Annotated in this window: 23 protein-coding genes; 11 read left to right on the top strand and 12 right to left on the bottom strand. The window is 64.2% G+C overall.

The window, feature by feature from the left end:
• Positions 1-90 precede the first annotated feature (90 nt).
• Entirely contained in the window at positions 91-768 is a 678-nt protein-coding gene (locus tag AC1DVU_RS13205; protein WP_476922903.1) for a DUF1097 family protein, read from the top strand.
• A gap of 68 nt (positions 769-836) precedes the next feature.
• Positions 837-971 carry a hypothetical protein gene (locus AC1DVU_RS13200; protein ID WP_476922902.1) on the top strand — a complete coding sequence of 45 codons (135 nt, stop codon included), beginning with the start codon at positions 837-839 and terminating at the stop codon, positions 969-971.
• 277 nt (positions 972-1,248) lie between these two features.
• On the opposite strand, the gene AC1DVU_RS13195 is transcribed toward AC1DVU_RS13200, so the two are convergent.
• A complete protein-coding gene (locus tag AC1DVU_RS13195; protein WP_476922901.1) occupies positions 1,249-1,446 on the bottom strand; it encodes a hypothetical protein in 198 nt (65 codons plus the stop codon).
• Between the two features lie 762 nt (positions 1,447-2,208).
• On the opposite strand from AC1DVU_RS13195, the gene AC1DVU_RS13190 reads away from it, so the two are divergent.
• Entirely contained in the window at positions 2,209-2,559 is a 351-nt protein-coding gene (locus AC1DVU_RS13190; protein WP_476922900.1) for a N,N-dimethylformamidase alpha subunit family protein, read from the top strand.
• Complete coding sequence (locus tag AC1DVU_RS13185) at positions 2,556-4,826, top strand: N,N-dimethylformamidase beta subunit family domain-containing protein (protein WP_476922899.1); 2,271 nt, start codon at positions 2,556-2,558, stop codon at positions 4,824-4,826. Before AC1DVU_RS13190 ends, AC1DVU_RS13185 begins: the two co-directional genes overlap by 4 nt.
• A gap of 629 nt (positions 4,827-5,455) precedes the next feature.
• Here the strand turns inward: AC1DVU_RS13185 and AC1DVU_RS13180 are convergent.
• Genes AC1DVU_RS13180 through AC1DVU_RS13170 form a run of 3 tightly spaced genes read right to left on the bottom strand, consistent with a single transcriptional unit; the run spans position 5,456 to position 8,989 of the window.
• Complete coding sequence (locus tag AC1DVU_RS13180; RefSeq protein ID WP_476922898.1) at positions 5,456-7,726, bottom strand: N,N-dimethylformamidase beta subunit family domain-containing protein; 2,271 nt, start codon at positions 7,724-7,726, stop codon at positions 5,456-5,458.
• Positions 7,723-8,115, bottom strand: coding sequence for a N,N-dimethylformamidase alpha subunit family protein (locus AC1DVU_RS13175; protein ID WP_476922897.1), 393 nt, complete (start codon positions 8,113-8,115; stop codon positions 7,723-7,725). Before AC1DVU_RS13175 ends, AC1DVU_RS13180 begins: the two co-directional genes overlap by 4 nt.
• Before the next feature lie 16 nt (positions 8,116-8,131).
• The gene (locus tag AC1DVU_RS13170) at positions 8,132-8,989 is read right to left on the bottom strand and encodes a creatininase family protein (RefSeq protein WP_476922896.1); all 858 of its coding nucleotides are present in this window, start codon (positions 8,987-8,989) and stop codon (positions 8,132-8,134) included.
• Positions 8,990-9,178: 189 nt separating this feature from the next.
• On the opposite strand from AC1DVU_RS13170, the gene AC1DVU_RS13165 reads away from it, so the two are divergent.
• Complete coding sequence (locus tag AC1DVU_RS13165; protein WP_476922895.1) at positions 9,179-9,820, top strand: TetR/AcrR family transcriptional regulator; 642 nt, start codon at positions 9,179-9,181, stop codon at positions 9,818-9,820.
• A gap of 4 nt (positions 9,821-9,824) precedes the next feature.
• On the opposite strand, the gene AC1DVU_RS13160 is transcribed toward AC1DVU_RS13165, so the two are convergent.
• Positions 9,825-10,580 carry an alpha/beta fold hydrolase gene (locus tag AC1DVU_RS13160; protein ID WP_476922894.1) on the bottom strand — a complete coding sequence of 252 codons (756 nt, stop codon included), beginning with the start codon at positions 10,578-10,580 and terminating at the stop codon, positions 9,825-9,827.
• Between the two features lie 361 nt (positions 10,581-10,941).
• Between AC1DVU_RS13160 and AC1DVU_RS13155 the strand changes: the two genes are divergently transcribed.
• From AC1DVU_RS13155 to AC1DVU_RS13145, 3 genes are read left to right on the top strand one after another with little or no spacing between them, the layout of a single operon-like run.
• Entirely contained in the window at positions 10,942-12,462 is a 1,521-nt protein-coding gene (locus tag AC1DVU_RS13155) for a sugar ABC transporter ATP-binding protein (RefSeq protein ID WP_476922893.1), read from the top strand.
• Between the two features lie 23 nt (positions 12,463-12,485).
• Positions 12,486-13,535 (top strand): ABC transporter permease, encoded by a 1,050-nt coding sequence (locus AC1DVU_RS13150; RefSeq protein WP_476922892.1) that lies wholly within the window; start codon positions 12,486-12,488, stop codon positions 13,533-13,535.
• Entirely contained in the window at positions 13,535-14,668 is a 1,134-nt protein-coding gene (locus AC1DVU_RS13145) for a sugar ABC transporter substrate-binding protein (protein WP_476922891.1), read from the top strand. The genes AC1DVU_RS13150 and AC1DVU_RS13145 overlap by 1 nt, the downstream gene beginning before the upstream one ends.
• Positions 14,669-15,423: 755 nt before the next feature.
• Here the strand turns inward: AC1DVU_RS13145 and AC1DVU_RS13140 are convergent.
• The 6 genes from AC1DVU_RS13140 to AC1DVU_RS13115 all read right to left on the bottom strand — a co-directional run bounded on the left by AC1DVU_RS13140 (position 15,424) and on the right by AC1DVU_RS13115 (position 20,615).
• Positions 15,424-15,711, bottom strand: coding sequence for a hypothetical protein (locus tag AC1DVU_RS13140; protein WP_476922890.1), 288 nt, complete (start codon positions 15,709-15,711; stop codon positions 15,424-15,426).
• A gap of 9 nt (positions 15,712-15,720) precedes the next feature.
• Complete coding sequence (locus AC1DVU_RS13135; RefSeq protein WP_476922889.1) at positions 15,721-17,019, bottom strand: dihydrolipoamide acetyltransferase family protein; 1,299 nt, start codon at positions 17,017-17,019, stop codon at positions 15,721-15,723.
• Between the two features lie 14 nt (positions 17,020-17,033).
• Positions 17,034-18,005: an alpha-ketoacid dehydrogenase subunit beta gene (locus AC1DVU_RS13130; protein WP_476922888.1), complete on the bottom strand. Its 972-nt coding sequence runs from the start codon at positions 18,003-18,005 to the stop codon at positions 17,034-17,036.
• A 1-nt stretch (position 18,006) separates the two neighbouring features.
• On the bottom strand, positions 18,007-19,137 hold the full coding sequence (locus AC1DVU_RS13125) for a thiamine pyrophosphate-dependent enzyme (protein ID WP_476922887.1): 1,131 nt from the start codon (positions 19,135-19,137) through the stop codon (positions 18,007-18,009).
• A gap of 81 nt (positions 19,138-19,218) precedes the next feature.
• Positions 19,219-19,518: a hypothetical protein gene (locus AC1DVU_RS13120; protein WP_476922886.1), complete on the bottom strand. Its 300-nt coding sequence runs from the start codon at positions 19,516-19,518 to the stop codon at positions 19,219-19,221.
• Positions 19,515-20,615 carry a Glu/Leu/Phe/Val family dehydrogenase gene (locus tag AC1DVU_RS13115; protein ID WP_476922885.1) on the bottom strand — a complete coding sequence of 367 codons (1,101 nt, stop codon included), beginning with the start codon at positions 20,613-20,615 and terminating at the stop codon, positions 19,515-19,517. The genes AC1DVU_RS13120 and AC1DVU_RS13115 overlap by 4 nt, the downstream gene beginning before the upstream one ends.
• A 187-nt stretch (positions 20,616-20,802) precedes the next feature.
• Between AC1DVU_RS13115 and AC1DVU_RS13110 the strand changes: the two genes are divergently transcribed.
• Entirely contained in the window at positions 20,803-21,309 is a 507-nt protein-coding gene (locus AC1DVU_RS13110) for an Lrp/AsnC family transcriptional regulator (protein ID WP_476922884.1), read from the top strand.
• Positions 21,310-21,812: 503 nt separating this feature from the next.
• Here the strand turns inward: AC1DVU_RS13110 and AC1DVU_RS13105 are convergent.
• Positions 21,813-22,553, bottom strand: a complete 741-nt coding sequence (locus AC1DVU_RS13105) for a FadR/GntR family transcriptional regulator (protein WP_476922883.1) — start codon at positions 22,551-22,553, stop codon at positions 21,813-21,815.
• Between the two features lie 220 nt (positions 22,554-22,773).
• Here AC1DVU_RS13105 and AC1DVU_RS13100 point away from each other — a divergent pair, with 220 nt between their 5' ends.
• Both AC1DVU_RS13100 and AC1DVU_RS13095 read left to right on the top strand, forming a co-directional pair.
• Positions 22,774-23,460 carry a gamma-glutamyl-gamma-aminobutyrate hydrolase family protein gene (locus AC1DVU_RS13100; protein ID WP_476922882.1) on the top strand — a complete coding sequence of 229 codons (687 nt, stop codon included), beginning with the start codon at positions 22,774-22,776 and terminating at the stop codon, positions 23,458-23,460.
• Positions 23,457-24,812 carry a type I glutamate--ammonia ligase gene (locus AC1DVU_RS13095; RefSeq protein ID WP_476922881.1) on the top strand — a complete coding sequence of 452 codons (1,356 nt, stop codon included), beginning with the start codon at positions 23,457-23,459 and terminating at the stop codon, positions 24,810-24,812. Before AC1DVU_RS13100 ends, AC1DVU_RS13095 begins: the two co-directional genes overlap by 4 nt.

The following is a 24,812-nucleotide window of genomic DNA, read 5'->3' as shown; positions in this document are numbered from 1 at the left end:
GTGGCAACGGATCACCCGCCTCCTCATTCGCAAGAACGGGTCATCAGGCCCGACGACCAACGACCCTTCAACCCATCAAGGGAGCATCCGATGAACGAACGTCTCAAGGCAGCAGTCCCACTAGCAATCTCCGTGGCCGCATTCAGCGTCCTCTGGATCGAAGTGGCAGCGAATTTCACCTTCCACTGGTCTGCGGCAGGTGACCTGGGGAACGGGCTCGGCCTGCCTGACTCGCTCCACGCCGTTCTTCCCGCAGCATTCGTTTCGTGGGCCATGTTCTTCGCTGCAGGGGGTGACCGGCGTGCTGCTGTTCGCGTTGCGATCGCTTCGGTTGTCGGCTGCGTTGGAGCTCTGATCCTGTTCGTTGTCCTTGACGCGTCTGGGGGACTGCCCGACTTCTGGGTCCTCGCTCTTGTGGCCTCGGGCCTCGCGCTTCTGGTCGTCCTGGCGTCCGCTGCCGGCGATTGGTACTTCGTACCCGGCATCTTCGGTGCGTTTGCCTCCGCCCTGTTCTGGTGGATCGCGACGGGGATGGACGGGTGGGCGCCTGGTGGAGGTGGCAGCGACTCCGTGGAGTCGCTAGGAGATGTGTCGACGGCCGGCACGGGCGCCTTTGGAGGTGTGCTCTCCACGACCTACGGCTGGGTCGCCTTCGACGTCGCCGTCTCGCTGCTGATCGGGTGCCTCCTCGGTCTCGCATCTGTGTCGCTCGCAGGAGCCATGTCATCCAGGCGTCACAGCCCAACTCCTGAGGTTGCGGACATTTGAGCGGCCACGGTCACAGCGGATCTGGTTGTGCTTGACGACCTGTGCAGTGGGGTTCCAGAAGCCTTCGTGTGCACCGAGGAGTTGTCGGCCAGTCGATGTACGACGAGTTCAAGGAACCGCTGTACTCCCCGCCCCCGCTGCTGGACCGCATGGTCGACGCCGGCCTCCTGACCAAGCAGGGCTTCTACGATCACACCGCATGACGCCGAGACTCTGCGGTTGGCTCGCGCACCTAACGATGAGCAGCGTCTGAGGTGTGCTGAGCGGGCAGAGATCGCGGCCCACCGCTGCGCGCGCCTCTGGAAGGCTGTCCCGCTGCCCGTCTCGAATAGGCGTACGTGAGCGAGTGATAAGGCGTTCGGCCCGCCCAAGAACCACCCCAGCTGGGCTTGATGGGTTCAGTCATGAGACGGGTCCTCGCGGTAACGGGCGCTCGCTTGTTGGTTCACACGCACGCGGTTGCGAGAAGCGTCTCGATGCTCACTTGCCCCCTCCGCCCACGAACTCGAGCGCGAGGCTCAGGACGGGGTTCGACCCACGACCCTGGAGCAGCGCGGCCGGGCTCGTCTCACTGGGACCAGTGCTCCACCACCACAGGGCGGCCGCATCGGGCGTGACCCGGCTGAGCAGCAGCTGGTTGATCTTCGCAACACGCGGATCGATCCTGCGGCGAGGCACTTCGAACTGGAACGCGGGATAGATGTACCCGACCCTTGCGACGCGGAATCCCAGCAGGGACCTTTGGTCACGCAGGCGCGCCAGGTGAACGGCGGACGGTTTCCCGATCAGCAATTCTGATACCTCATGTCCCGTGAAATGAGGGTTGTGTTTGAAGACGGACCTCACTGAACCGCGGTCCAGCGGATCCGCGGCGGGTTGCGGTGGGAACTGGTCCACCGGCCTGTCACCGGACATGGAACTCGGGCGTGAAGAGGGATGGGGTGCCTGTCATCTGCGGCTCCGCCTCACGTCGCCCGAACGTCCGGCGAGCGGCAGGTCTCTCGCAATGATCTCGACGATCACCAGATTCGGTGATAATTCTGACGGCTCTGAGCCGGGTGAGTGGCTGGGTGCACCGCTCCGGGTTCATGGCGTTGAACGTCGTCGAGTTCGCGCGCTTGCCTCCAACCGGAGTCGTCTTCGTGGCTGAGGAGCCGTGGCTGGTGCTCGACGACCTAGGACACCGCGCGAAGGCGATCTGCATAGCGACACTCCTCGGGGGCGGTTCGGGGCGGGTAAACCGAGGCACATGCCCGCGTGCCCTTCTCGGCACAACTCATGAGCCCGCCAGGATTGGATTATATAATAGACCAATAGCGGGTTTTGTGATTGCATACGTCAAGACCATCCCGCTTATGCCGCGAGGGCGACGACCCGTTCGCGTCATTCACCACGTTCCGAGCCTTCGCCAAGACCCACCCGAGAGGACAAGTGAGACGCATGCCGGTCATCGATCGAGACGCACGTGTGTACCTCGCATTCGACGCCGCTCAGCGCGAGCGATTCCGAAGCCTGGTCACGCCTGAGCTCATCGCCGAGCACAAGGCGGGCCCCCGCGCCGTGAAGTCGGACGACCTCCACCGCATCCTGGCCTACTTGCGCCGCGGGCCGATCGCGGGCAAGTACGTTGCCGTAGTCGAGGAGCCCTTCGCGCGCTGGCGCATCGGAGTCCTGAGCGGCGTACGCGGAGAACCCATCCAGGTGCTGGAGGACGAGGACTTCTACACCGAGCAAGACGTGCAGCACGCCATCTTCGTTCGCCGACTCAAGGACATCGGAGCCATCGAATGACACGCGCCAAGCAGCCCCAGATTCTCTCATATGCCAGCAGCCTCTCGGTGGCTCCCGGTGAGCCCATCGAGTTCAAGGTCAGCAGCACCGTGCCCGGTGCGTTCGAGGCCGAACTAGTGCGACTCATCCACGGCGACCGCAACCCGATCGGCCCGGGGTTCAAGGAGACTCCCGTGGAGTCCTCCTTCGCCGGCTCTTATCCCGCGAGGTTCCAAGACGTCGATGCGGGCTCGTTCGTCAGGGTGGACGACGCCGGCGCTCTCGCCGTGGACTCGGCCTTCAGCCTGCACGTCTTCATCGCGCCCACTCTTCCCGAGACCGACGGCCAGGTCATCCTCGGACGGTACGACCTCGAAAGCGAGTCGGGATACGCCTTGGAGATCGGTGCCGATGGCGTCGCTCTGCGCCTGGGCCTCGGAGACGGCACGTCGTGGCGCCTGGCTTCGGGCGAGGCGCTGTACAACAAGTGCTGGTACTCGGTGCTCGCGACGTACGACCCGAAGTCGCGTCGTGCCACGGTGTCGGTCCACTCTGTCGTCACCAGCACCAACTCGCTGGTCGGGTCGATCGTCGACGTGTCTGGCGCCGCTGCGGTCGAAGGCCGGGCGCCGAGCGACATTATCCACCCCCAGGTTCCGTTCACGATGGCTGCCGCGACGAGTGCGAAGCGGTTCGAGCGGCACTACAACGGCAAGATCGAACGACCCGCCATCTGGGGACGTGTCCTGTCGGAGGCGGAGCACGCCGAGATTGCCAAGCCTGATGGCGTCCCGCCGCTGTCCGGCCTGCTCGCGATGTGGGAGTTCGCGGCCAACATCACTCGCCAGGGCATCCCCTCCGATGACGTTGTCGACCAGGGACCGCTCGGTCTGGGCGGGGTCTGCGTCAACGGCCCCGCCCGCGCCATGACGGGGCGGACCTGGACCAGCGAGGACGACCGCTTTGTGCACGCGCCCACGCAGTACGGCGCCATCCACTTCCACGACGACGACCTCGAGGATTGTGGGTGGGAGACCGACATCACCTGGACCGTGCCGGACGACCTACCCAGTGGCACGTACGGCCTCAAGCTGACCCAGGGCGACGAGGTCGACCGGCTGCCGGTCTTTGTCCTTCCCCCGAGGGGTCGGGCCACGGCCGATGTCGTCTTCGTCGTCGCGACGGCCAGCTACCTGGCCTACGCCAACGAGCACATGTCGCCTGACGGCGCGATCGCCCAGTCGATCTTCGGCACGACACCGACGCTCGGTCCTGAGGACCTCTACATGCACGAGCATCGTGAACTGGGGCTGTCCTGCTACGACGCGCACAGCGACGGCAGCGGCGTGCACCTGTCGTCCTCGCGGCGGCCCCTGATCAACCTCCGGCCGGACAAGCGATTCTCCGCCGGCGGGCCGTGGCAGTTCCCCGCGGACCTCCACATCATCGACTGGTTGGACAGTCAGGGGATCGTTTATGACGTAGTAACCGACCTAGAGGTCCACCAAGAGGGAGCCGACCTCCTAAGCCGGTACCAGGTGGTCCTCACGGGATCGCATCCCGAGTATGTGACGGGGCCGATGATGGAGGCTTGGGAAACCTACCTGGCCGCTGGTGGACGAGCGCTGTATCTGGGCGCCAACGGCTTTTACTGGGTGACCAACTGGCACCCTGACAAGCCATGGCTCATCGAGGTGCGGCGCGGCAACGCAGGCATTCGCGCCTGGCAGGGCGATCCTGGTGAACTGTATCTGCAGACCTCCGGAGAGAAGAGCGGTCTGTGGCGGGACCGGAGACGTCCGCCGCAGAAGCTCGTCGGCGTCGGCTTCGCCACGCAGGGCTTGGACTACTCCTCCTACTTCAGACAGTCCGAGGACGCGCATCATCCCTTGGCTTCGTTCATCTTCGAGGGAGTGAAGCCCCACGAGAAGATCGGCGACTTCGGCCTCGACGGTGGCGGGTCTGCAGGTTACGAGCTCGATCGGTATGACCTCACCCTAGGCACGCCCCCGGAGGCCATGCTGCTGGCATACAGCGAGGGGCTCTCGGATAACTACCCACATGTCCCCGAGGAGATACCCGACACCCTCCCCTATATGGGCGCCACGATGGACTACCAGAACCGGGGTGACATCGTCTTCTACCCGACAAAGGGGGGCGGCGCTGTCTTCTCCGTCAGCTCCATCGCCTGGGCCGGCGGGCTATCGCACAACGACTACAGGAACAACGTCTCCCGGATCACCGGCAACGTGATCAAACGGTTCCTGGATCCCGCGCCGTTCAACTAGCGCTTCTTTCGCGACCCGCCCCCGTCAGCCCTGGTTGGCGGGGGCTCGTCGTCGTCCAGCATCTCCACACCTGTGGGCAGGCGCACCAGACGACGGGCCTGCTGAGGTCGAAATGCGACAGTAGCAAATCGGCGACGCAAAACGAGGTCCAGTGGGCCGCCTGTCGGCGAACTGGAAGCGCGTGAATCCCCATGGTCAATCATGGCAACAGCGCGCTGCAGGCTCGGACGGTGGCCCTTCCGCCGGTCTCGGAAGGTGATCGTGGCGTGGGCTGTCTTGCGGATCCTGACCGTGCGACGCGGCCGCGCCATCGGCTGAAGAACGGCCGTTTCGATGCCGGCACCCGAGACGCAGCAGGCACTCGACCTGCTCATTGGGAGGGTCGTCAGCAGCAACGCCTGAGGCCGCAAGCACGTCTGGCGCTGGCGTCACGCGCAGCGTACTGGCCAGGCGTTCACCGACCCGGGCACCGAGGAGCTAACAGTCCTTCGGCGCCCGGGCGGTCAACCGACGGCGTTGTTCCCGCGCGAATGCCCTCGCCGTCCGAACAAGCGGCCGACGTCGACCTGACGTGGTCATCATCCGAACAGTGGGACAGCGGTGACACCGCCGTGACGCGTGCGCGCCTGCTACTCGAAGGGTGCCGGATCGAGGAACCGCTTGATGACGTTCCCGGTTATGCGGGAGACGTTGTTTTCGTAGTCGTCATGCGACAGCGCTCCTGCCCAGGCGATGGAGCTGGTCGAGAACATGGCACCCCCCTGCTTGGTCGGGAAGAACACGATGTCGCCTCGGTTCTGATAGTCCATCGTCGCGCCCATGAATCCCAGGGTGTCGAAGATTTCTTCCGGCACGCGAGGGTAGTTATCAGACAAGCCGGTGCTGTAAGCCAGCAACAAGGTCTCCGGAGGTGTGCCCCGATTCAGGTCGTACCTGTCCAGCTCGAACCCCGCTGCTCCGCCACCGTCGAGGCCGAAGTCGCCGATTTTCTCTTCAGACGCCACACCCTCGAAGATCCAGGCAGCCTTGGGGTCCCGGGCATCTTCCGACTGGGTGAAGTAGGACGAGTAGTCCAGTCCCTGCGTGGCGAAGCCTGTCCCGACTAGCTTGTGAGGCGAGCGCTTCCGGTCTGCCCACAGTCCGCTCTTCTCTCCTGACGTCTGCAGATGTAGCTCGCCCGGTTCGCTCTGCCAGGCGCGGACGCCGGCGTTGCCCCGGCGGATCTCGATCAGCCATGGCTTCTGCGGGTGCCAGTTGGTCACCCAGTAAAAGCCGTCGCCGCCCAGGTACAAGGCGCGGCCGCCGGTCTGGAGATACGTCTCCCAGCCTTCCATCATCTCGGGAGTGACGTACTCCGGGTGCGTCCCGGTCAGCGCGACCTTGTAGCGCCCCAATAGCTCGGCACCTTCCTGGTGCACCTCGAGATCGGTCACGACGTCGAACGCGATGCCCTGGCTGTCGAGCCAGTCGACGATGTGCAGGTCGGCCGGGAATTGCCATGGTCCGCCGGCTGAGAACCGCTGGTCCGGACGAAGGTTCAAGATCGGCCTGCGCGAGGACGAGAAATGGACCCCGCTGCCATCGTTGTGGCCGTCGTAGCACGAGAGCCCCAGCTCACGGTGCTCGTGGAGATGGAGATCCTCGGCGCCCAGCGTCGGCGTCGCACCGAAGACCGTCTGCGCTATGGCGGCGTCGGGAGACATGTGCTCGTTCGCGTACGCCAAATAGCTGGCCGTGGCGATAACCAGCACGACGTCGGCCGTCGAGGTTCCGCGCGGGGGTATGACAAAGATCGGCAATCGGTCGATCGCGTCACCTTGCGTGATTCTCAAGCCGTAGGTCCCGCTGGCCAGGTCATCCGGCACCCTCCAGCTGATGTCGGTATCCCACCCGCAGTCCTCGAGATCGTCGTCATGGAAATGGATGGCGCCGTACTGAGACGGGACGTTGACGAACGAGTCATGTCGGCTGTCCCACGTCTGGCCGGTCATCCCGCGGGCAGGCCCGTTGACGCACATCCCGTTGAGTCCGAGCGGCCCGCGATCGATCACCTCGTCGGAGGGAACACCGACGTGCGTGATGTTCGCTCCGAAGTCCCAGGCCGCCAGCAACCGCGTGCGGGGCACGACAGAGTCGGGTGTCACGATCGAGGCCTGTTCATTCTCTGTCAGGATCCGTCCCCACACCGTCGGCCGCTCGACCTTCCCGTTGTAGTGGCTGTCGAACCGCGGGCCGTTCGCCGCCGCCCCGATGGTGAACGACACATTGCCGTGCGCCAGTCGTCCCTCAAAACGGCCCTCGACGTCGCAGTCGCCGGAGATGTCGACGATCGGGCCCAGCAGTGAGTTCGTTGCCGTCACCGCAGAACGGACCGACACTGTCGCACGACCCGAACGAGGATCGAACGTCGCGAAGACCGAGTACCAGCAACGCTGGTAGAGGGGAACATTCGACGCGAGTCGCCAGGCCGGCCCTTCGCCCGATCCCAGTCTCAGAGCGACGCCGTCGCTGCCTACCTCTAAGGCATAGCCCACATCGGCGGCAAGATCGTACCTGCCCATGAGCATCTGACCATCGTTGTCCGGCGTGGTCGGCGAGATGAACGCGTGCAGCGTGAACGCGGAGTCGACCGCGAGGCGTCCTGCATCGTCGACCGTCACCAGCGAGCCCGGGTCCACGTCTTGGAAGCGAGCCGGATAGCTGCCCTCGAACGACGACTGCACGGGCTCCTCTTTGAACCCAGGACCGATCGGGTTGCGGTCACCATGGATGAGCCGGACCAGGCTGGCCTGAAACTCTCCCGGGACGGTGCTGCTGACCTTGAAGTCGATGGATTCGCCCGGCGCAACCGACAGGCTGCTTGCATAGGAGAGGAGCTGAGGCTGCTTAGCGCGAGTCATGACAGCGCCCCCATGTCCCTGAGGCGACGCAGGAAGATGGCGTGCTGGACGTCTGGCTCCGAGTGGAAGTCTTCACTCTCATCCACCTCGATGGGCTGTCCCTTCACGCCGCTCAGCACGCCGATCCGCCATCGCGCGAACGGCTCCTCGACAATCGCGACGTACTTTCCCGCGACCGGACCACGGCGAAAGTAATCAAGGATGCGGAGGAGGTCATCCGACTTGATGGCGCGAGGACCGCGTTGGTGCTCGGCGATGAGTTCGGGAGTCACCAAGGCCTTGAACCTCTCCCGATTCGCGGCGTCGAATGCACGATAGACGCGTTCATCTCGATCGACGACATGCATGCGTGTCACTTCCTTTCCTTGGTGGCTGCGGGGATGCGCCATGCCTGAGTGGGTGGAACTACTGACGACCGATTCGCCGGTCCGGCCATGCCGGGTCACGGAAGCGTTCCTCGAGGATGTCCGCGACCGCATCGATGCATAGCTCGCCCAGCTCGACCGATGCTCCGCGGGGGTCCCCCAGGACACCGTTCCCGCTGAGCGCCTGCACGCCCTCCGCGAACACACGGGCCAGGCTCTGCGGAGTCGGAGCCCCCACCCACCCGGGGGCAATCGAGCTTTCGCGAATCGATGCGCCGTCGATGGCCATCATGATCGACGTCTCGGCGATGTCGGCATGCCCGCCGACCAGCTCGCCGCCGCCGCAGTACTGATCAGTAACAGACCGCCAGGTGTCAAGCAAGAGAGCGCGGTCCGTGAAAACGACAACATCGACGCCCGGTGGAACCTTGGCAATCAAGGCATCCTCCATGTCAGCGAGGGCCTCGTAGTTGCCCATGTGGGCCGAAAAGATGAGCAATCGGGTGAATCCGTGCCGCGCGAGACTCATACATAAATCGGTGTACACGGCGGCAAGCGTGCTTGGCCTGATGGAGAGGGTTCCTGGGAACGACATGTGGTGCTCGGAGCACCCCACCTCGATCGTGGGGGCCACCAGGGCATCAAGGCGCTCCGCCAACCGCACCGCGAGCTCGCCGGCATGATCGGCATCCACCGACAGAGGGAGGTGGGGTCCGTGCTGTTCCACAGCCCCGCAGGGCACGACGACCGTTCGGGCGCCGTTCGCGATTGCCGCTCGGATCTCCGGGGACGTCATGCTTCTCAGCCTCCGCTCGATGCGGCCCGCTACCTCCACTGCTTTCACCCTCGTCTCGAAATGTGAAGGCGAGTCGGCGAACGCGCCATTGCGGCCGGTCATGCGCCTAGCACTGCCACGACCCGTTGTCTCGGCATCGCCACGAATCATTTTGTCCCCACTGAACGGCTGGTGCGCCAAACGAGTAGTATGACTGATCATATCAAACGACTGGCTCAAATGACCATATGACGTGACGTCTCGCAGCTTGTCCGCACGTCGACGTGCGCGCGGCTGTGTAGTGTGCCGTTCATGACCAGAAGGGCGGCCCCGATGTCGCGCAAGTCAGCGGATCAACGCCGTATCGAGTTCATCGATGCGGCCGTACGCGTCATCGCCAACGGCGGCATCGGCGATGCCACCACACGTCGTATTGCGGAAGAGGCCGACGCGCCACTCGCGTCGTTGCACTACTGCTTCCACACCAAGGAGCAGCTGTTCTGGGCCGTGTGGGCTCGCTTTCGGGACGAGTTCGCCTCCGGGCCCTTGCGCTCCATGGAGGCGTCGGGGCTGTCGCTCGCGGAGAGCGCCGCACAGGTGCTCAGACTTATCCTCGAGTGGATGCAGCAGAACCCGGACTACGCGATTGCCCAGTACGACCTCTACCAGTGGGCGCTGCGGAGGGGAGATTCCCCGTATTCCGGATCGGTCAACGACCTCTTCGTCGACAACATCGAGGCTGCTCTTCGCGCCTCCGCAGCCAGCCCGGACGAGGATGCTGCCGCGATTCCACTCAGCCGCTTCATCATGGCCATCAGTGACGGCCTGACCATCGCTTGGAACGGCCACCAGGACCAGGAACGTTTCGCAGCCGAGTCTGCGACCGCCATGGCGATGGTGCGAGCGTATGCGCACTCCGTGGTCGAGGGTGCTTCGACCGCCTCCTCGAGCTGACGGCTCACCTGCGACCGACGGCGCGCGCAGTCGTGTTCTTGATGATGTCGACGACTTGCGCAGGGGAGTCCCACGTGGGGATGTGCCCCGAATCGGTCAGCACCACGAGCCGAGCCCCGGCGACCAGCTCGCTGGTCGGTGCACCGTACCCTGCGAGGGGAACGAGCCAGTCCTTATCACCCCATGCCACGCAAACGGGAACATCGCCGGGGTCGAGTGGCGCAGCCCTGTTGCCGAACTGAAGGCTCTTGATGTACGGCGCAGCGATGTCGCCGTGCAGCGCACCCTCCAGAAGCTTGTCGAACTCGGCGGTGGTCATACGTTCCGAGTGCGCCATCGACAGGGCAAAGACCCTGCCGCGAATCCGTGCGCTCCTTCGGCAGAGCGAGATGAGTCCAGGGACGGACAGCATCGCGTTGTTGAGATTGAGCAGCCGCAGAAGCCTCCTGACCTCCTTCTCGCTGCGAAAGGCCACCGGTCCCGAGAAGTCCACCCCAGACAGCGCCCGTCCCCGTCGGACGAGTTCCACGGTCACCATCCCGCCCAACGAGACGCCGGCGATGTGCGCCTTCGGGAAGCCGACGCTGTCCAGGTAGGCCTCAACAGCGTCAGCGAACACAGCGATGGATACCGGTCCGTCGAGCGGAGGGGAGTCAAGATGCCCTGGGAAGGTCAGGGCATGCACCTCGAAGTCGCGTGCCAGGTCCTCTAGTACCGGCTGCCAGCTGTGCCAGGACTCATCGGCGCCGTGCAACAGCACCAATGGCTCTCCGGACCCGGCGCGGTAGTGATCCAGTTCATCCGTCATGCGGCGTCAACATCCCCATCGGTAGAAGTCCGCCCAGCGCGAACCGCGCTGCGCCGTGGTCGTGCTCGCCGGCTACTACTCGCTGCCAGCAAGTCAATCGGACGTGATCGTACGACCGACTTAGTCATATGGTCAACAGCCTCATGATGCTGAGTTACAAAATGCGTCGATGCCGGCCGAACCTGTTGACACTCATCGGATTAGAACAGATGATTCATTCACTTGACCAACTTCAACACGACCGTCGGACGCAGCCCGCGCACGTTGTCACCGCGCTGATGCATCTCTGGTCGCATGCCCGAGGAGCGGCCCCGTGGAACCAGCGTTCAAGTCTTCTCGAGGACTCGAGGTACGCGACATCACGAAGTCGTATGGCCGCCACGCCGTGCTGCAGGGTGTTTCGTTCACGGTCGCTGCGGGGGAGACCGCCGCCATCTTGGGTGAGAACGGAGCCGGCAAATCCACGCTGGCAAAGATCCTCGCAGGAGCCTCGAAGGCGGACAGCGGCACAGTCTTGGTCGATGGTCAAGTCGTGTCGGTTAGCAGCCCGAGAGAGGCGCTGGGCGAGGGCATCGGGTTCATTCCGCAGGAGCTGTTGTACGTTCCCCGACTGACCGTGGCCGAGAACATCTGTCTGGGCCGTTGGCCTTCGCGGGGATTCTTGACGTCGCCACGCGCGATCCGCCATCTGGCGGCCCGGGACTGCGAACGGGTGGGGCTGGACCTCGATCTGTCCGCTGAGATGGTGTCGCTTCCGATTGCCCAACAGCAGATGGTCGAGATCGTCAAGGCGTTCGCGAGGCGATCGCGTGTCATCGTCCTGGATGAGCCGACAGCGGCGCTGTCAGCGCACGACAGCGAGTTGTTGCTGTCGCAGATGGCTCGACTGGCCAAGACCGGGACAGCGATCCTGTACATCTCCCATCGCATCGACGAGGTGTTCAGGGCCTGCGACAGCGTCCACATCCTCCGCAACGGAGTGCAGGTGCAGTCGTCGGCGGTGGCTGACTGCACACCCCGCGAGGTCATCGACGCGATGCTGGGCCGAGTCGTGGAGGAGGTCGACAGCGTCGCGCGTGCCATCGGGACGCCCGGCCCTCTCGCGCTGACGGTTCGGAAGATGTCGAAACAGACGAATCCGAAGGTTCGCAATGTTGACCTGGACCTGCGCCGTGGCGAAGTCCTGGGCCTGTACGGCGTCCGTGGTTCAGGCGCGGAAGGTGTCGCGGAGATCCTCGGCGGTCTTCATCCGGACGCGACCATGGTGGCCACTGTCGGCGAGACCTCGATCACGCAGATGCGTTCGCCCCGCGCCGCTCGGTTGCTAGACATCGCGCACGTACCCGCGGAACGCAAGTCTCAGGGTCTGGTGTTGAGCACGCCGGTCGGCCAGGCGATGACCTTGCTGGTGCTGAAACGACTAAGCAGGCTGCGAATCGTGCGCGGCAGGGCGGAACGATCACTCGCTGCACGCTTGGCCGATCAAGTGCTCCTGCGCTCGCGCACGCTCGGACAGCCGGTCGGCGACTTGTCCGGTGGAAATCAGCAGAAGGCCATGCTCGCCAGCCGACTGGCCACGGAACCCGACATTTTGGTCCTCCAGGAACCCTCCCGTGGTGTTGACGTTGGGGCACGTCTGGAGATTCACCGCTTGATCCGCGCCCAGGCAGACGGGGGCGCAGCAGTCCTCGTCGTCAGCTCTGACATTGAGGAGATCGCCATTCTGAGCGATCGAGTTCTCGTCGTCAACGAGGGCGCCATCGTCGCCGAGGTCAACCAACCGTCGTTGGCTTCCCAGCCCCAGATTCTTGAAGCAGCCGGAGGATTCGTATGACAGAGCAAGCAGCCACAGCCAACATGACCGCTCAGCCGGAAGGAACCCGCCCTCCACCTCCGTTGGCCTCGCGTCTTCCCACAGTGTCGGAATCCGCGCTGCGAACCGCAACACTCTTGGCGTTTCTGCTTGTGCTGGTCGCCTACTTCACGGCCCGAAGCGATCAGTTCCTGTCGGCCGACAACGCCCTGAACATCGTCACCGGATCATCCGTCATCGCTCTGGTGGCAGTCGGAGCGACGTTGGTGATTGTCGCGGGATGCTTCGACCTGTCAGTCGGTGGCACTGTCCCCCTCGCTGGTGTCGTTTACGCCACCATGACCAACGACGGCTCCAGCGTCGTGATGGCGACCGCTGCGGTGCTTCTGCTCGGAGCCCTGTGCGGGTTCGCCAACGGCGTGGTGGTTGCCTTCTTCAAGATCAACCCTCTGATCGCCACGCTCGCGACCACCTCGATCTTCGGAGGCATCGCGCTCACCGTTGCCAACGGCGTCCAGATTCCGTTCACGGAGCCGGACGCCGCGTGGATCGCGAGAAAATCCTTCCTGGACATCAACACTTATGTCTGGATTCTGTTCGGCCTGGTCATAGTGGTTCACCTATGCATGCGTCGCTCGGTCTACGGGCGCTATCTCTACGCGACCGGCGGCAATCTCGAAGCTGCACGCCTTGCCGGGATCAGGGTCAATGCCGTGCTGATCGGGGCTTACGTGGTCTCTGGAGTGTCCGCCTGCTTGGCCGGCATCGTCCTGGCGAGCCAACTGCAGACCGGCTCAGGCACAGCCGGAAGCGACTCGGCACTGTCGGCGATCACCGCCGTCATCCTGGGTGGCGCAGCATTGACCGGCGGCGTCGGCGGCGTTCCGGGAACCATGATCGGCGTCCTGATCCTTGGTGTCCTGTCGAATGGGATGTCCATCATCAGCGTGCCCTCGTTCTATCAAACCATCGCGACCGGCGTGGTCCTGCTGCTGGCAGTTGGCATCAGCAAGATCCGCCGCGTCCACCTCCCCAGATCCCTGCCGCGCACCCCCCGCGCCGGCCAGGCTGCACGACCCGACAAGGAGAACTGATGAAGAATCGACCTACTCGGCACTGTCTGCCGATGGTGGCTGCCCTCGCAAGCATTGCGGTGCTCGCAGCATGCGGCAGCAGCGAAGGCGGACAGGGCATCTCGTCCGACTCGTCCCTGAAGATCTCGTTCGCCAACGCGACGGAGGCGAGCGACCTGTTCAATTCGGTCCACACGGGCCTCGACGGGCAGATCAAGTCCAAGCAACTCGACGTGGCTATCAAGTGGTACGACAACAACCTCGATCCCGCGACCATGTTGAAGAACGCCAGCTTGATGGTCCAGGACAAACCCGATGCCATCATCAACTACCCGGTTACCAACGTGACTAAGAGCTTGGGGACGGTCTTCTCCGACGCCAAGATTCCCTGCGTCAGCCTGAACAACGACACCCCCGGTTGCACGTTCATGAATATTGACAACGTCCCGATCGGACAGCAGGCCGCCAAGGTCGTGACTGACGAAGCCGAGAAGCGGGGGTGGAACTCCACCAACACGACTGTCCTGATCGGCGACTTCGCCGCCGCAGGAGAGTCGGTGAACGCCGGCGCTTGGGAGTTCTACAAGACCCTCGCGCCCGTCATGGGATACGCAGACCCCGGCGAGCTCACGGTCAAGTCGACGAAACTCGACGACAACGCATTCCAATTCGACACCGCCGGTTCCACTGACGGGTCGTTCTCCGCGGTGAAGAACCTCATCCCGAAGATCCCCAAGGACAATCACGTCATCGTGTTCACCGTCGCCGACGATGCGTCGCTCGGCGCAATCCGCGCACTCGAGGACGCAGGCCTTGCCGGCGATGACAACCTCCTCGTCGGCGGGACCGGCGGGTCCACGGCTGCCGTCGACGCCCTCAAGAACGATCCTCGATGGGTCGCCGAGGGCGCTGTGTTCCTCGACTACTGGGGCATCTACGCCACCGCCGCCGCCCAGGCGATGGTGGACGGGACGAAGCCGACCGATCACGTGACGGCCATGCCTCAAGCTGTGCTGACTAAGACGGACGTCGACGAGTACTTTCCTGACGGCGCCAAGACGGCGGCGGCGCTTCCGCCGTTGGTCGATTCAAACCAGTGGCTGGCGGACAGCGGCATCCTTCAGCAGCTCGGGATCGTGAAGGACCTCAGCTAACAGACTTTGAAGCCGAACCACCACGTTAGCGGGCCCCCCGACGATTCGTCGGGGCCCGCTCTCGTGCATGTTGACGTCAGCGAAGCGACTGGTCTGTCCCTAGCGTGGGAGGTTGGCGAGATCGATGCTCGGTGCGGTGAGTTTCAGTTGACCTGACCGGATGGAACCAGGATCAGACCTCAATCGGTTGTGAGCGCACGTTCTGGACGTAAGGCGACTAGCGATCCACGCAACAGGGGCGAACTCATAGCCGCGCGTCTCTCCGCCGCAATTTCGCCAGCGAGCGAGTCGAGACCGCTCCTAACCATCGTGGATTGCGTGTGCCTGGGTGTGCGCAAGTGCCGGCGCCGGGCTCAGTGAGCGAGATGCCGCCAGCTAGGGGCAGGATCCCGCGGCCCCGGCGCCGGCCCCGGCCCCGGTCGGGTGGCGGGCTGGATTTCGTTCGGCGGCGCCAGCGCTGGACCGTCGTAGTATCCCGGGTCTCGTAATTGCAAAAACCAGTACTCTCGGGCGCGAAGCTCCATACGATCGGGCGCCCAGACTTCGCGGCGTGCCCGCACGCGATCCGACACGGATGGAAATCAGAACACCCCGGACCTGCCCGCACAGTGTGCACTGGCGGAGGCGACTACAGCATGTGTGCGCTCTGGACGATCTACGGCCGAACAGGGAGCAGCGGCTCGACTAGTCATCGTGGCCGTCGACCGGCGGCGTGGCCGCATCGCGGATGCGTCACAAGCTCAGCGTTGAGCAGCTCAGTATTGATCGGCTACGACCTTAAAAACGGAAATCAACCGATTGAGAGCCTTCGTCGCGCTCTCAACCTCGTTGTCAGATCGCGGGGTCCCAATGATGGCCAAACGGATCACCGGTTCCTGCATACGCTCGAGGCCCTTGACGGTCGCGACGTCGGTAGGTGCTAGGTGGACGTTGAAGCGCTCGATACCCAGCGGTTGCTTGACTAGCATTTGCAAGACCCTCGCCACTTCCGCGAGGTCCTGCTTCATGTAGACGGTCAGCGCCAGGAATCCCAAGCTGTTCACACTCGCGTCTCACACATACAGAAATGTCTCGCCAGGATCTCGGAGCAGCCGCCCGACCTCGGCGAGCACCTGGGAACCGAGCGCCCCGTCAACGAGCCGGTGATCGAAGGACATCGCGAGTTGAGTGACCATGCGGGGAACGATCTGGCCGTCGACGACCCATGGTGTCTCCCGAACGGCGCCGAACGCCAAGATTGCGGACTCGCCGGGATTCAGGATCGGTGTGCCGGCGTCGACTCCCAGTGCACCGATGTTGGTGATGGTGATGGTGCCTCTAGACATCTCTTCTGGAGAGGTCTTGCCCGCCCTCGCGGTCTGCACCAACGCGTCGATCGCGTGGGCAAGTCCCGTCAGGTCCAAGGTGTCAACATCCTTGATGTTGGGCACCATGAGCCCTCTCGGAGTGGCAGCCGCGATACCGAGGTTCACGTAGTGCTGCAGGACAATCTCCTGCGCCTGGTCATCCCAACGAGCATTGATGTCCGGAAAGCGTTTGATCGCCAGGAGGAACGCCCGAGCAACGAATACCAATGGTGTCAACCGGACGCCTTGCCAGCTCCTGTCTTTTTTGAGGCGCTTGACCATGTCCATCGTGTTGGTGACGTCGACGGTCAACCACTCCGTAACGTGGGGAGCGGTGAACGCCGACTTGGTCATCGCAGCGGCCGTGACCTTGCGGACGCCCTTGATCGGGATGCGGGTCTCCCGGAGCGCGTCGACTGGATCGGCGGGTGAGACATGCTCTGTTGTGGAGGCAGCCGCTTCGACGTCCTTGCGCGTGATCACGTTGCCAGAGGAGGGCGCAACGGTCGCGAGATCGACCCCCAACTGTTTCGCAAGGAGGCGGACCGGCGGTTTGGTTCGAACGGGGTGATCGGCGAACAGTGAGGCACCTGCCGCGGCAACGGGTGTTGCGACGGCTCCGGTGGAGCGGGAGAGGCGTCGACGGCGCGGCGCGGCCTCGGTCGGCGCCTTTCCGACCAGGACGAGGGGCTCCTCAGCCTCGGCGGGAGCCTCGACGACTACGGGCTCCGCGGCAGGCCCGTCTCCTGGTTCGCCGCCAGACGTTGCCACGCCGTCCTCGATGCTGATGATCACGGTGCCGACGTCGACAGTCTTGCCCTCATCAACATGCAAGGCCGTGATGACCCCGGCGGCTGGGGAGGGAAGCTCAACAATCGACTTCGCGGTTTCAATCTCCACGAGTGTGTCGTTGATGTTGACGGAGTCTCCGACCGTGACGTGCCACGTGATGATCTCGGCCTCGGTCAGACCTTCGCCGACATCTGGAAGGGCGAACTCGATCATATGGTGCTCGCTCTCTAGTAGTTGAGGCTGCGGTCGACCGCAGCCAGGACACGATCGACATCTGGCAGGAATTCGTCCTCGACGGACGCCGGCGGGTAGGGCATGTTGTACGCGCCGACGCGAAGAACCGGTGCTTGCAGCTCGTAAAAGCAGGACTCGCTGATCGACGCTGCTATCTCCGCGCCGATCCCAGCGAAGGTTGACGCCTCGTGCACAACGACGACCCGCCCAGTGCCGGCCGAAACGGACTGCAAGGTGTCGACGTCCAAGGGAGAGATGGATCGCAAGTCCACCACTCCTACGGAGAATCCGTCCTCGGCCGCTGCGTTAGCCGCCGCCAGCGCCGTCTTGACGGTCGGCCCGTGAGCGACCAGCGTGCAGTCGGTACCTTCTCGCAGCACGGACGCTTGGTGCAGCCCGCGCCTGGCTGTTTCGGAGAGCTCCCCCTTGTCCCAGTACCGCCGCTTCGGCTCGTAGAAGATCACCGGATCGTTCGAAGCGACGGCCTGCTGGATCATGTGGAAGGCGTCGTCAGGGTTCGAACAAGAAACCACGCGCAATCCCGCGGTGTGGGCGAAGTACGCCTCATTGGATTCGCTGTGGTGTTCGACAGCTCCGATTCCGCCGCCGACGGGGATGCGTATAACGACCGGGAGGGACATCAGCCCGCCCGATCGCGCGCGCATCTTGGCGAGCTGGCTCACGATCTGGTCGAACGCCGGATACACGAAGCCGTCGAATTGAATTTCGCAAACCGGCCGGTATCCCCTCAGAGCCAGCCCGATCGCGGTCCCGACGATGCCTGATTCCGCGAGGGGCGTGTCAACGACGCGATCCTCGCCGAAGTCCTTCCGCAACCCGTCTGTCACGCGGAAGACGCCGCCCAGGACGCCGACGTCCTCGCCCATCACCACGACTCGGTCGTCACCTTCCATCGCTTTGCGGAGGCCAGCGTTGATGGCGCCGCCCAAGGTGGATGTGGTCATGTCACGCCTCCTTTCCGAGTGACAGCGCTTGGGCGAGATACGCCTCCCGCTCCTTGGCGAGCGAGTCGTGCGGCTCGGCATACACCCGCGCAAACAGCTCACTCATCGGTGTGCTTGTGATGTCCTTACAGGCCGCTCGCACAGTGGCGGCGAAGTCATCAGCCTCGGTCTCCAGAGCGTCGAAGAATTCTCCATCCCCCAGCCCGACGCCTCGGAGGTACGACTCCATCCGCGTGAGTGGATCCTTGAGCTCCCATGCCGCGAACTCATCTTCGGAGCGATAGCGCTTGGGGTCATCCGAGCTGCTGTGTCCGCCGAATCGGTAGGTCTGCGCCTCGATGAGGGCCGGTCCGCCTCCCTCACGGATCCGCGACGCGGCCCGTTGCGTCACCGCATGAACCGCCATGACGTCGTTGCCGTCGACGTGGTACGAATCCAGACCGAAACCGGCCGAGCGGGCGTGCAGAGGGGTCCGCATCTGGGTCGCAGTCGGCGTGGAGATCGCCCACTGGTTGTTCTGGCAGAAGAAGAGGACCGGCAACGAACCTGCCGCGGCCCAGTTGAACGCTTCGTTGACGTCGCCCTGGCTGGCTGCGCCGTCGCCGAAGTACGTCGCGACGACCTCATCGGTCTTTTCGTAGGCAGCTCCGGCGGCGTACCCGGTGGCGTGCAGCGTCTGGGTGCCGAGCACCAACGAGTAGATGTGGAAGCGCGACTCCTCAGGGTCCCAGCCCGAGTGCGCTGCCCCTTTCCACTGCCTCATCAGGTCGGCGGGCGTGATGCCGCGGCACAGCGCGGCACCGTGCTCGCGGTAGCTGGGGAAGACCATGTCGCTGCTTCGCAGTGCGCGGATCGAGCCGATCTGTGCGGCTTCCTGGCCCCAGCTCATCAGCCACAGGCTGAGCTCACCCTGTCGTTGGAGGGCCAGCGCCTCCTTGTCCAGGCGACGGGCGATGACCATGTCCGTGTACAGGTCCTGGGCGAGTTCGACGTCGATGCCTATGGACTGGCCGATCGAGGTCGGTTTGCCGTCGGGATCGATCATCTGGAACAGCGGCTGACCAGCTTTGTCGGGCGCCGAATCGACGAAGTGGTCATGACCACTCACCGGGGTTGCGGTGTGGGGACTCATGGTGCTCCTATGCTTTGGGGCGTGGTGGATCGGGAGATCGGCCCGTCGCTGGATGCGCAGAGCAGATGAAAGTGCTACGGGCTAGGTGCCGGACCGCACTAGTGGTTCGACGTGGAGGGTGCGCTTGTCGAATGCCTCGAAGAGGCTTGCGTCGAGGACGTCGACCAAGTTCTCGTACGACTTGAGGACCGTGTCCGCGCGGCGCGGTTCTGCACTGAATGTCGCGCTGAACACGCGGCGCCCGTGCGACGGCCGAGTCAGGTCTGCTTCGACGACCTCGACCCCTCGGCGGTGCAATACGGATGCCATCGCGAAGAGATTGGCACGGCTTCCGTCGCTGACCAGGGCGACGGTGACGACGAACAGGCGCAGGTCGTTCATGCGACCTCACCCCGCCGGGCAGCCTGCAGCCGCCGGTCCACGAGCACCCTCGCGGCATGACTCGTCGACACGTGGTTCTCGAGTGATGCTCGAAGGATTTGTGCCACCGTCGAGCCGATGTTCTGGACGTCGTCGAGCACGTCATCTTCAGACTTGCGTTGGAGCTCCCCACCGACCTGGATGAGCCCGCCGGCGTTCGCGACGAAGTCTGGGACCCAGAGGATGTCGCGCAGGCTCATCATCTCTCCGACGCCGTCGTGCAGAAGCTGATTGTTCGCAGCGCCGCACACGACTCGTGCGGAGAGGAACGCCACGGACTCGTTCGTCAGCGTCGCCCCGAGCGCGCACGGTGCGTAGACATCCAGGCGTCGGTCCAGAACGTCCGGCACGATCACTGCGCCCGAGTAGGCCTCGGTGACCCTGACCAGAGCAGGTTCGTGTGGGTCAGAGATGAGAACGGTTGCCCCCTCTTCCAGGAGGAGGCCCACAAGGTGAAATCCCACCTTTCCTGCGCCCTCGACGCCAACGGTGCGCCCGTTGAGGCCACCATTACCCCAGGCGACTGATGCGGCCGCGCGCATCGCGCAAAAAACGCCGTAGGCGGTCGAGAACCCGCTGTCCCCGGAGCCGCCGGATGCCTTGCTTCGACCGACCACGTGGGTGGTCGTCTCGCCGATCAGGTCTAGATCCGCTGAAGTCGTTCCGACGTCCGCTGCCGTGATGTACGTGCCGCCAAGCCGGTCGAGGAGCCTGCCGTAAGCACGCAGGAGAGCGGGCGTCTTGAGTGTTGCGGGGTTACCGATGATCACCGCCTTGCCTCCTCCGAGGGGCAATCCCGCGGCGGCGGCCTTGAACGTCATGCCTTGGGACAGACGCAGGCTGTCCGTCAGTGCCTCGCCCTCGTTGCTGTAGGGATAAAAGCGGGTTCCACCGAGGGCAGGTCCGAGCGTGGTGTCGTGCACGCTCACGATGGCGCGAAGGCCCGACTCGGCATCCCTGAGATGAACGACCATCTCGTGATTCGCCTCACCAAGCTCGTCCACTCGGTCGAAGACCTCCCCCGAGTCGAGCAGGTGGTTCATCATCCGCATTGCCATATTGATCGCGCCCCTTCGTGTCGGCCTCGCCGCCTCGTGAGCGATTCGGGCTGGCCGGTGTCAACGGGTCTCGCTGACGTATCGGTCAGGTAATGTTTGCCTCAGATGCCGAAGGCGTCAATACTTCGCGTAACAACATGTCAGATCGCCAATGTAGGATGACGAATTCGAATGCGAGGCTCGCACTGTGACAACCATTGATCGTCTCGATGTTCAGATTCTCGGCAAGCTCACGGCCAACGCCCGGGTCGGCATCGCCGAGCTTGCCGCAGACCTGGGTGTCAGCCGGAACACCATCCAGCTGCGCATCCGTCGTCTGGAGGAGGCGGAGATCCTCATGGGCTTCCGACCGATCATCAATCTTTCTGCCGTAGGTATGCCGGTGGAGGCACTGGTCAGCATTGAGCTCGACCAGCGGCGGATGCTTGAAGTCATCGACGGCTTGCGCCATTTACCGGAGGTGCTGGAGGTGAAGGTTCAAGCCGGCCGCGAGGATCTGCTTGTGCACGTTGCCATCAGCTCGCTCGGTGCCTTGCAAGCGTTGACCGCAGCGATCGTTGACATCGAAGGCGTTCGCAAGACCACCTCGAGCTTCTCGGTGGGGACTCCGATCAACTATCGCCTGCAGCCGCTTTTGGACCGTCTCACGGAGGACGCCGGCTGGGGTCGTTCAACGCCTCTCCCAACTCTCTGAGCGCGCTGGCGCATTCCAACGATCCGCGACGCCGAATGTGCTCAGCTGGGTTGCGTGTGCCGGGCCAAGTGAGTTTCGGCCGTGGCGCGCGATCGATTTGGCCATCGCTCTCGCCTCCAGCATGCCTTCGTCAGCTGGCGGTCTTCTGTCGGGCGGATAGCGGTGATCTACTGATCGGCCCGCGAGTCGTGCGTGGCCGTTCCGACTGCCTACTACCACGCTGACTGGGGAGGAACGGTGGCCTTAGCGGCGTGCACGGTCGCAGACGGCGGCCACGTGAACCTCGGGGCGTTGTCCGAAGCGTTGGTTCAAAGGCAGGCCGTGCAGCTGATCGTCGAGTATGTGCCGGATCGCTTCAGGAGACCGGTTCGCAGGAGACGGCCTGACAGCTGTCATCAAGAGGCTGACGGACCAGGTTCAAGCACTGAGTCGCGAAGTCAGAACGTCGTGTGCCGGGCCGCGGGCCGCATCCGATGCGATGCCGGTCAGCGCGCGGCGAGCGGTCACGGATCTTCGAGGCTCTTACCCTCCATGAGGCGTAGCATTTCTAGCCTCGACGATTGGATGTGGCGCCTCATGGCCGCCGAGGCGGCGTCACCGTCGCCCTTGGCGATCTCGTCGAGAACGAGCTGGTGATGCGTGTGACTCGACTCCTTCGCGAACACGAACGCAGCCAGGTCGACGGGGTGGAACATGCTCGCGCGGGCATCCTCGATAGAGGCGGACAGGTGCGGATTGCCGGCGGCGCTTGCAATCGCGAGGTGGAATGCGGTGTCGGCGCGCCGGGACTCGTCCTTGTTGGTGGCCAGGCGCAGGGCCTCTTGGGCCTCCTGCATGGCTTCCAGGTCCGCCTCGGATCGTCGCGTCGCGGACCATCGAGCGGCTATCGTCTCAATCTCCTCGCGGTACTCCAGGAGCGTGAGGAGGGCGTCTCGCCGCTGCCGAAGCTCGTGGATGGCGACCTCCGGGGCGACGCTGTTGTCCTGGACGATCGCGCCACCGGACGTGCCGCGTTTGATCGTGATCTGGCCGCTGCCCTCCAGCACCCGGAACGCCTGTCGGAGGGTCTCCCGAGCGACGCCGAGTGATTCGGCGAGCTTGCGTTCCGCCGGCAGGCGGTCGCCGGGAAGCAGTCGACCCAGGGAGATCTCGCGCCGGATGTAATCGACGACTTCTGCGTACCCGGAGATGGGGTGCGAGGGGCCTTGGATGGTCGCCGCGATGGAGACGGTTCGTTCTGCCATGTGCGTAAGGGTACGCACGACTCGCGTTTCTGCGGTCCGTCCCGCCAGTCAGATCGCACCGGGCGGACCGGATATTGGGGTTTGCTTGCGCCCAAGAGGCTTTCGGTATAGGCTCTAGACCATTCATAAGGTATGGAATCTAGACCAATCGACTCGAGAGCGGCGGGCCCTTCCCCTCATGGTTGTTATCGGGATCACCGGTCGCCGGTTCCCCACACACGTGACCCACCCAAACGACGGTACGGCCCTCGGCGGGTTCTCGGTCGACACGTTTTTCCCCGTATACGCCGAGCACCTGTCGAGGGCGGGCGCTTCTGCTGTGTTCCTTCCTCGTGAGGCGAACGTGGCGACCCTGGTCGAGCGTCTAGACGGCATTGTGCTGGGCGGCGGCCAGGACATCCACCCAGAGCGCTTCGGAGGTCAAGCCGGACCGAGTGCCACCGACTACGACGAGGGCCAAGACACATTCGACATCTGCTTGGCGCAGGAAGCACTCAGGACCGGCACGCCGATCCTGGGCACGTGTCGCGGGCATGAGGTGCTGAACGTCGCGCTCGGCGGATCGCTGGTCGATGTCGACGATGAGATGCACAGCATCCGCTCGGTCCCGGCATCGGCTCGGACCCAATCCGTCAAGATCGCCGCCGGAAGCGTCCTCGCCGGGATCCTGGGTGCTTCGGTCGAGGTCAACACCCTTCACCACCAAGCCATCGACCGGCTCGGAGCTGGTGTGATCGTGACCGCGCGAGCTGCCGACGGAGTGGTCGAGGCGATTGAGGTGAAGGACGTGCCCGCCATCGGCGTGCAGTGGCACCCTGAGTTCCTGGCTCCGCTCGACCCGGTCCTCGGATGGTTGGTCGAGCAGGCCCGTATCGCAAGCGGCCACCGAGAGAAGGGCAACTCATGAACCACACCGAGGACATCCAGGAAGCGCTGGACCACCTCGACGGGCCGCCCGTCGAACGGATTCGGATCGAGACGCCGGACATCAACGGACTTCTTCGCGGCAAGAACATCATCCCGAGCAAGTTCGTCAGCGGGAAGCCAGTGCAGTTTCCGGAAGCGTATCTGGCCATGACGACCGAGGACGAAATGGTGGACGTGCCGATCGGGCGTGAGGAGTCCGGATTCCCCGATGTACTGATCGCGCCGGACTGGTCGACGCTGCGCAAGGTGCCTGGCGCCCCGACCGTCGCTGCGGTCCTCGGTGACGGGATCACCTCCACCGGAGAGCTGCACGGGCTGCACTCCCGCAGCGTCCTGCGGTCGGTGATTGATCGTGCCGCGGCTGCGGGGTTTGCGGGCACTTTCGGGGTGGAGTTCGAGTTCTGGGTCTTCACGGCCGACGAGGCTTCGGAGCGGGCACGTCGCCGCGGCGATATAGCATCGATGACCCGGCCCTCGTACACCAACCAGGGGTACAGCCTTCTCCGACTGGACGACCATGCCGCGTTCGTTGCCGAGCTGACCGCAGCGATGGCGGCCTACGCCACGCCGATTGAGACCGTCATGTCGGAAATCGGCAACGGCATGCTCGAGGCAGCCATCGCGCCGGCCCCCGCTCTGGAAGCGGCGGATGCCGCCGCGCGTTTCAAGATCCTCGCCCGCGATGTCGCTCGCCGCCACGGATTGATTGTCACCTTCCTGGCCAAGGCCATCCCCGGTGAGCAGGGTTCCTCGGGGCATCTACATCAGAGCCTGTGGCGGGACGGGAAGAACGCCTTCTGGGGAGGCGCGGAGAACACAATGTCTCCCGAAGGGCTCAGCTATGCGGCCGGACTCATGCGGGTTACCCGCGAGTGTGGGGCGTTCTTCGCTCCGTTCGTCAACTCGTACCGTCGTTACGAGCCGGAACAGTTCGTGCCCCTGCAGGTCTCGTGGGGGTGGGACGAGCGCATGAGCCCCGTCCGCGCGATCACCACGGGGGAGTCCGCATGTCGCTTCGAGTTCAGGCGTTCAGGCGCCGACCTCAACCCATACCTCGCCATCGCCGCCTGCCTGGCAGGCGGCGTGGACGCAATTCAGCAGGGGCTGGAACCGGGCGAGCCGAGCGTGGCCCAGCCCGGCGCCCCACTACCGACGAGCCTCGACGGAGCGGCCGATGCGCTGGACGCCTCCGCGARCACACGGGAGTGGCTTGGGGACGACATGGTCGACCTCTATGTCGCCTCCCGGCGACACGACCAAGCCGCATGGAATCGCCTTGCGGCCCAGCACATTCCGGATTGGGAAATCCGGAGATACTTCGAGGTGGTCTAA

The organism is Aeromicrobium sp. P2_G6 (assembly GCF_056403535.1).
The sequence above is the reverse complement of the archived record's forward strand: the minus strand, read 5'-3'. Positions and strand labels throughout refer to the sequence as shown.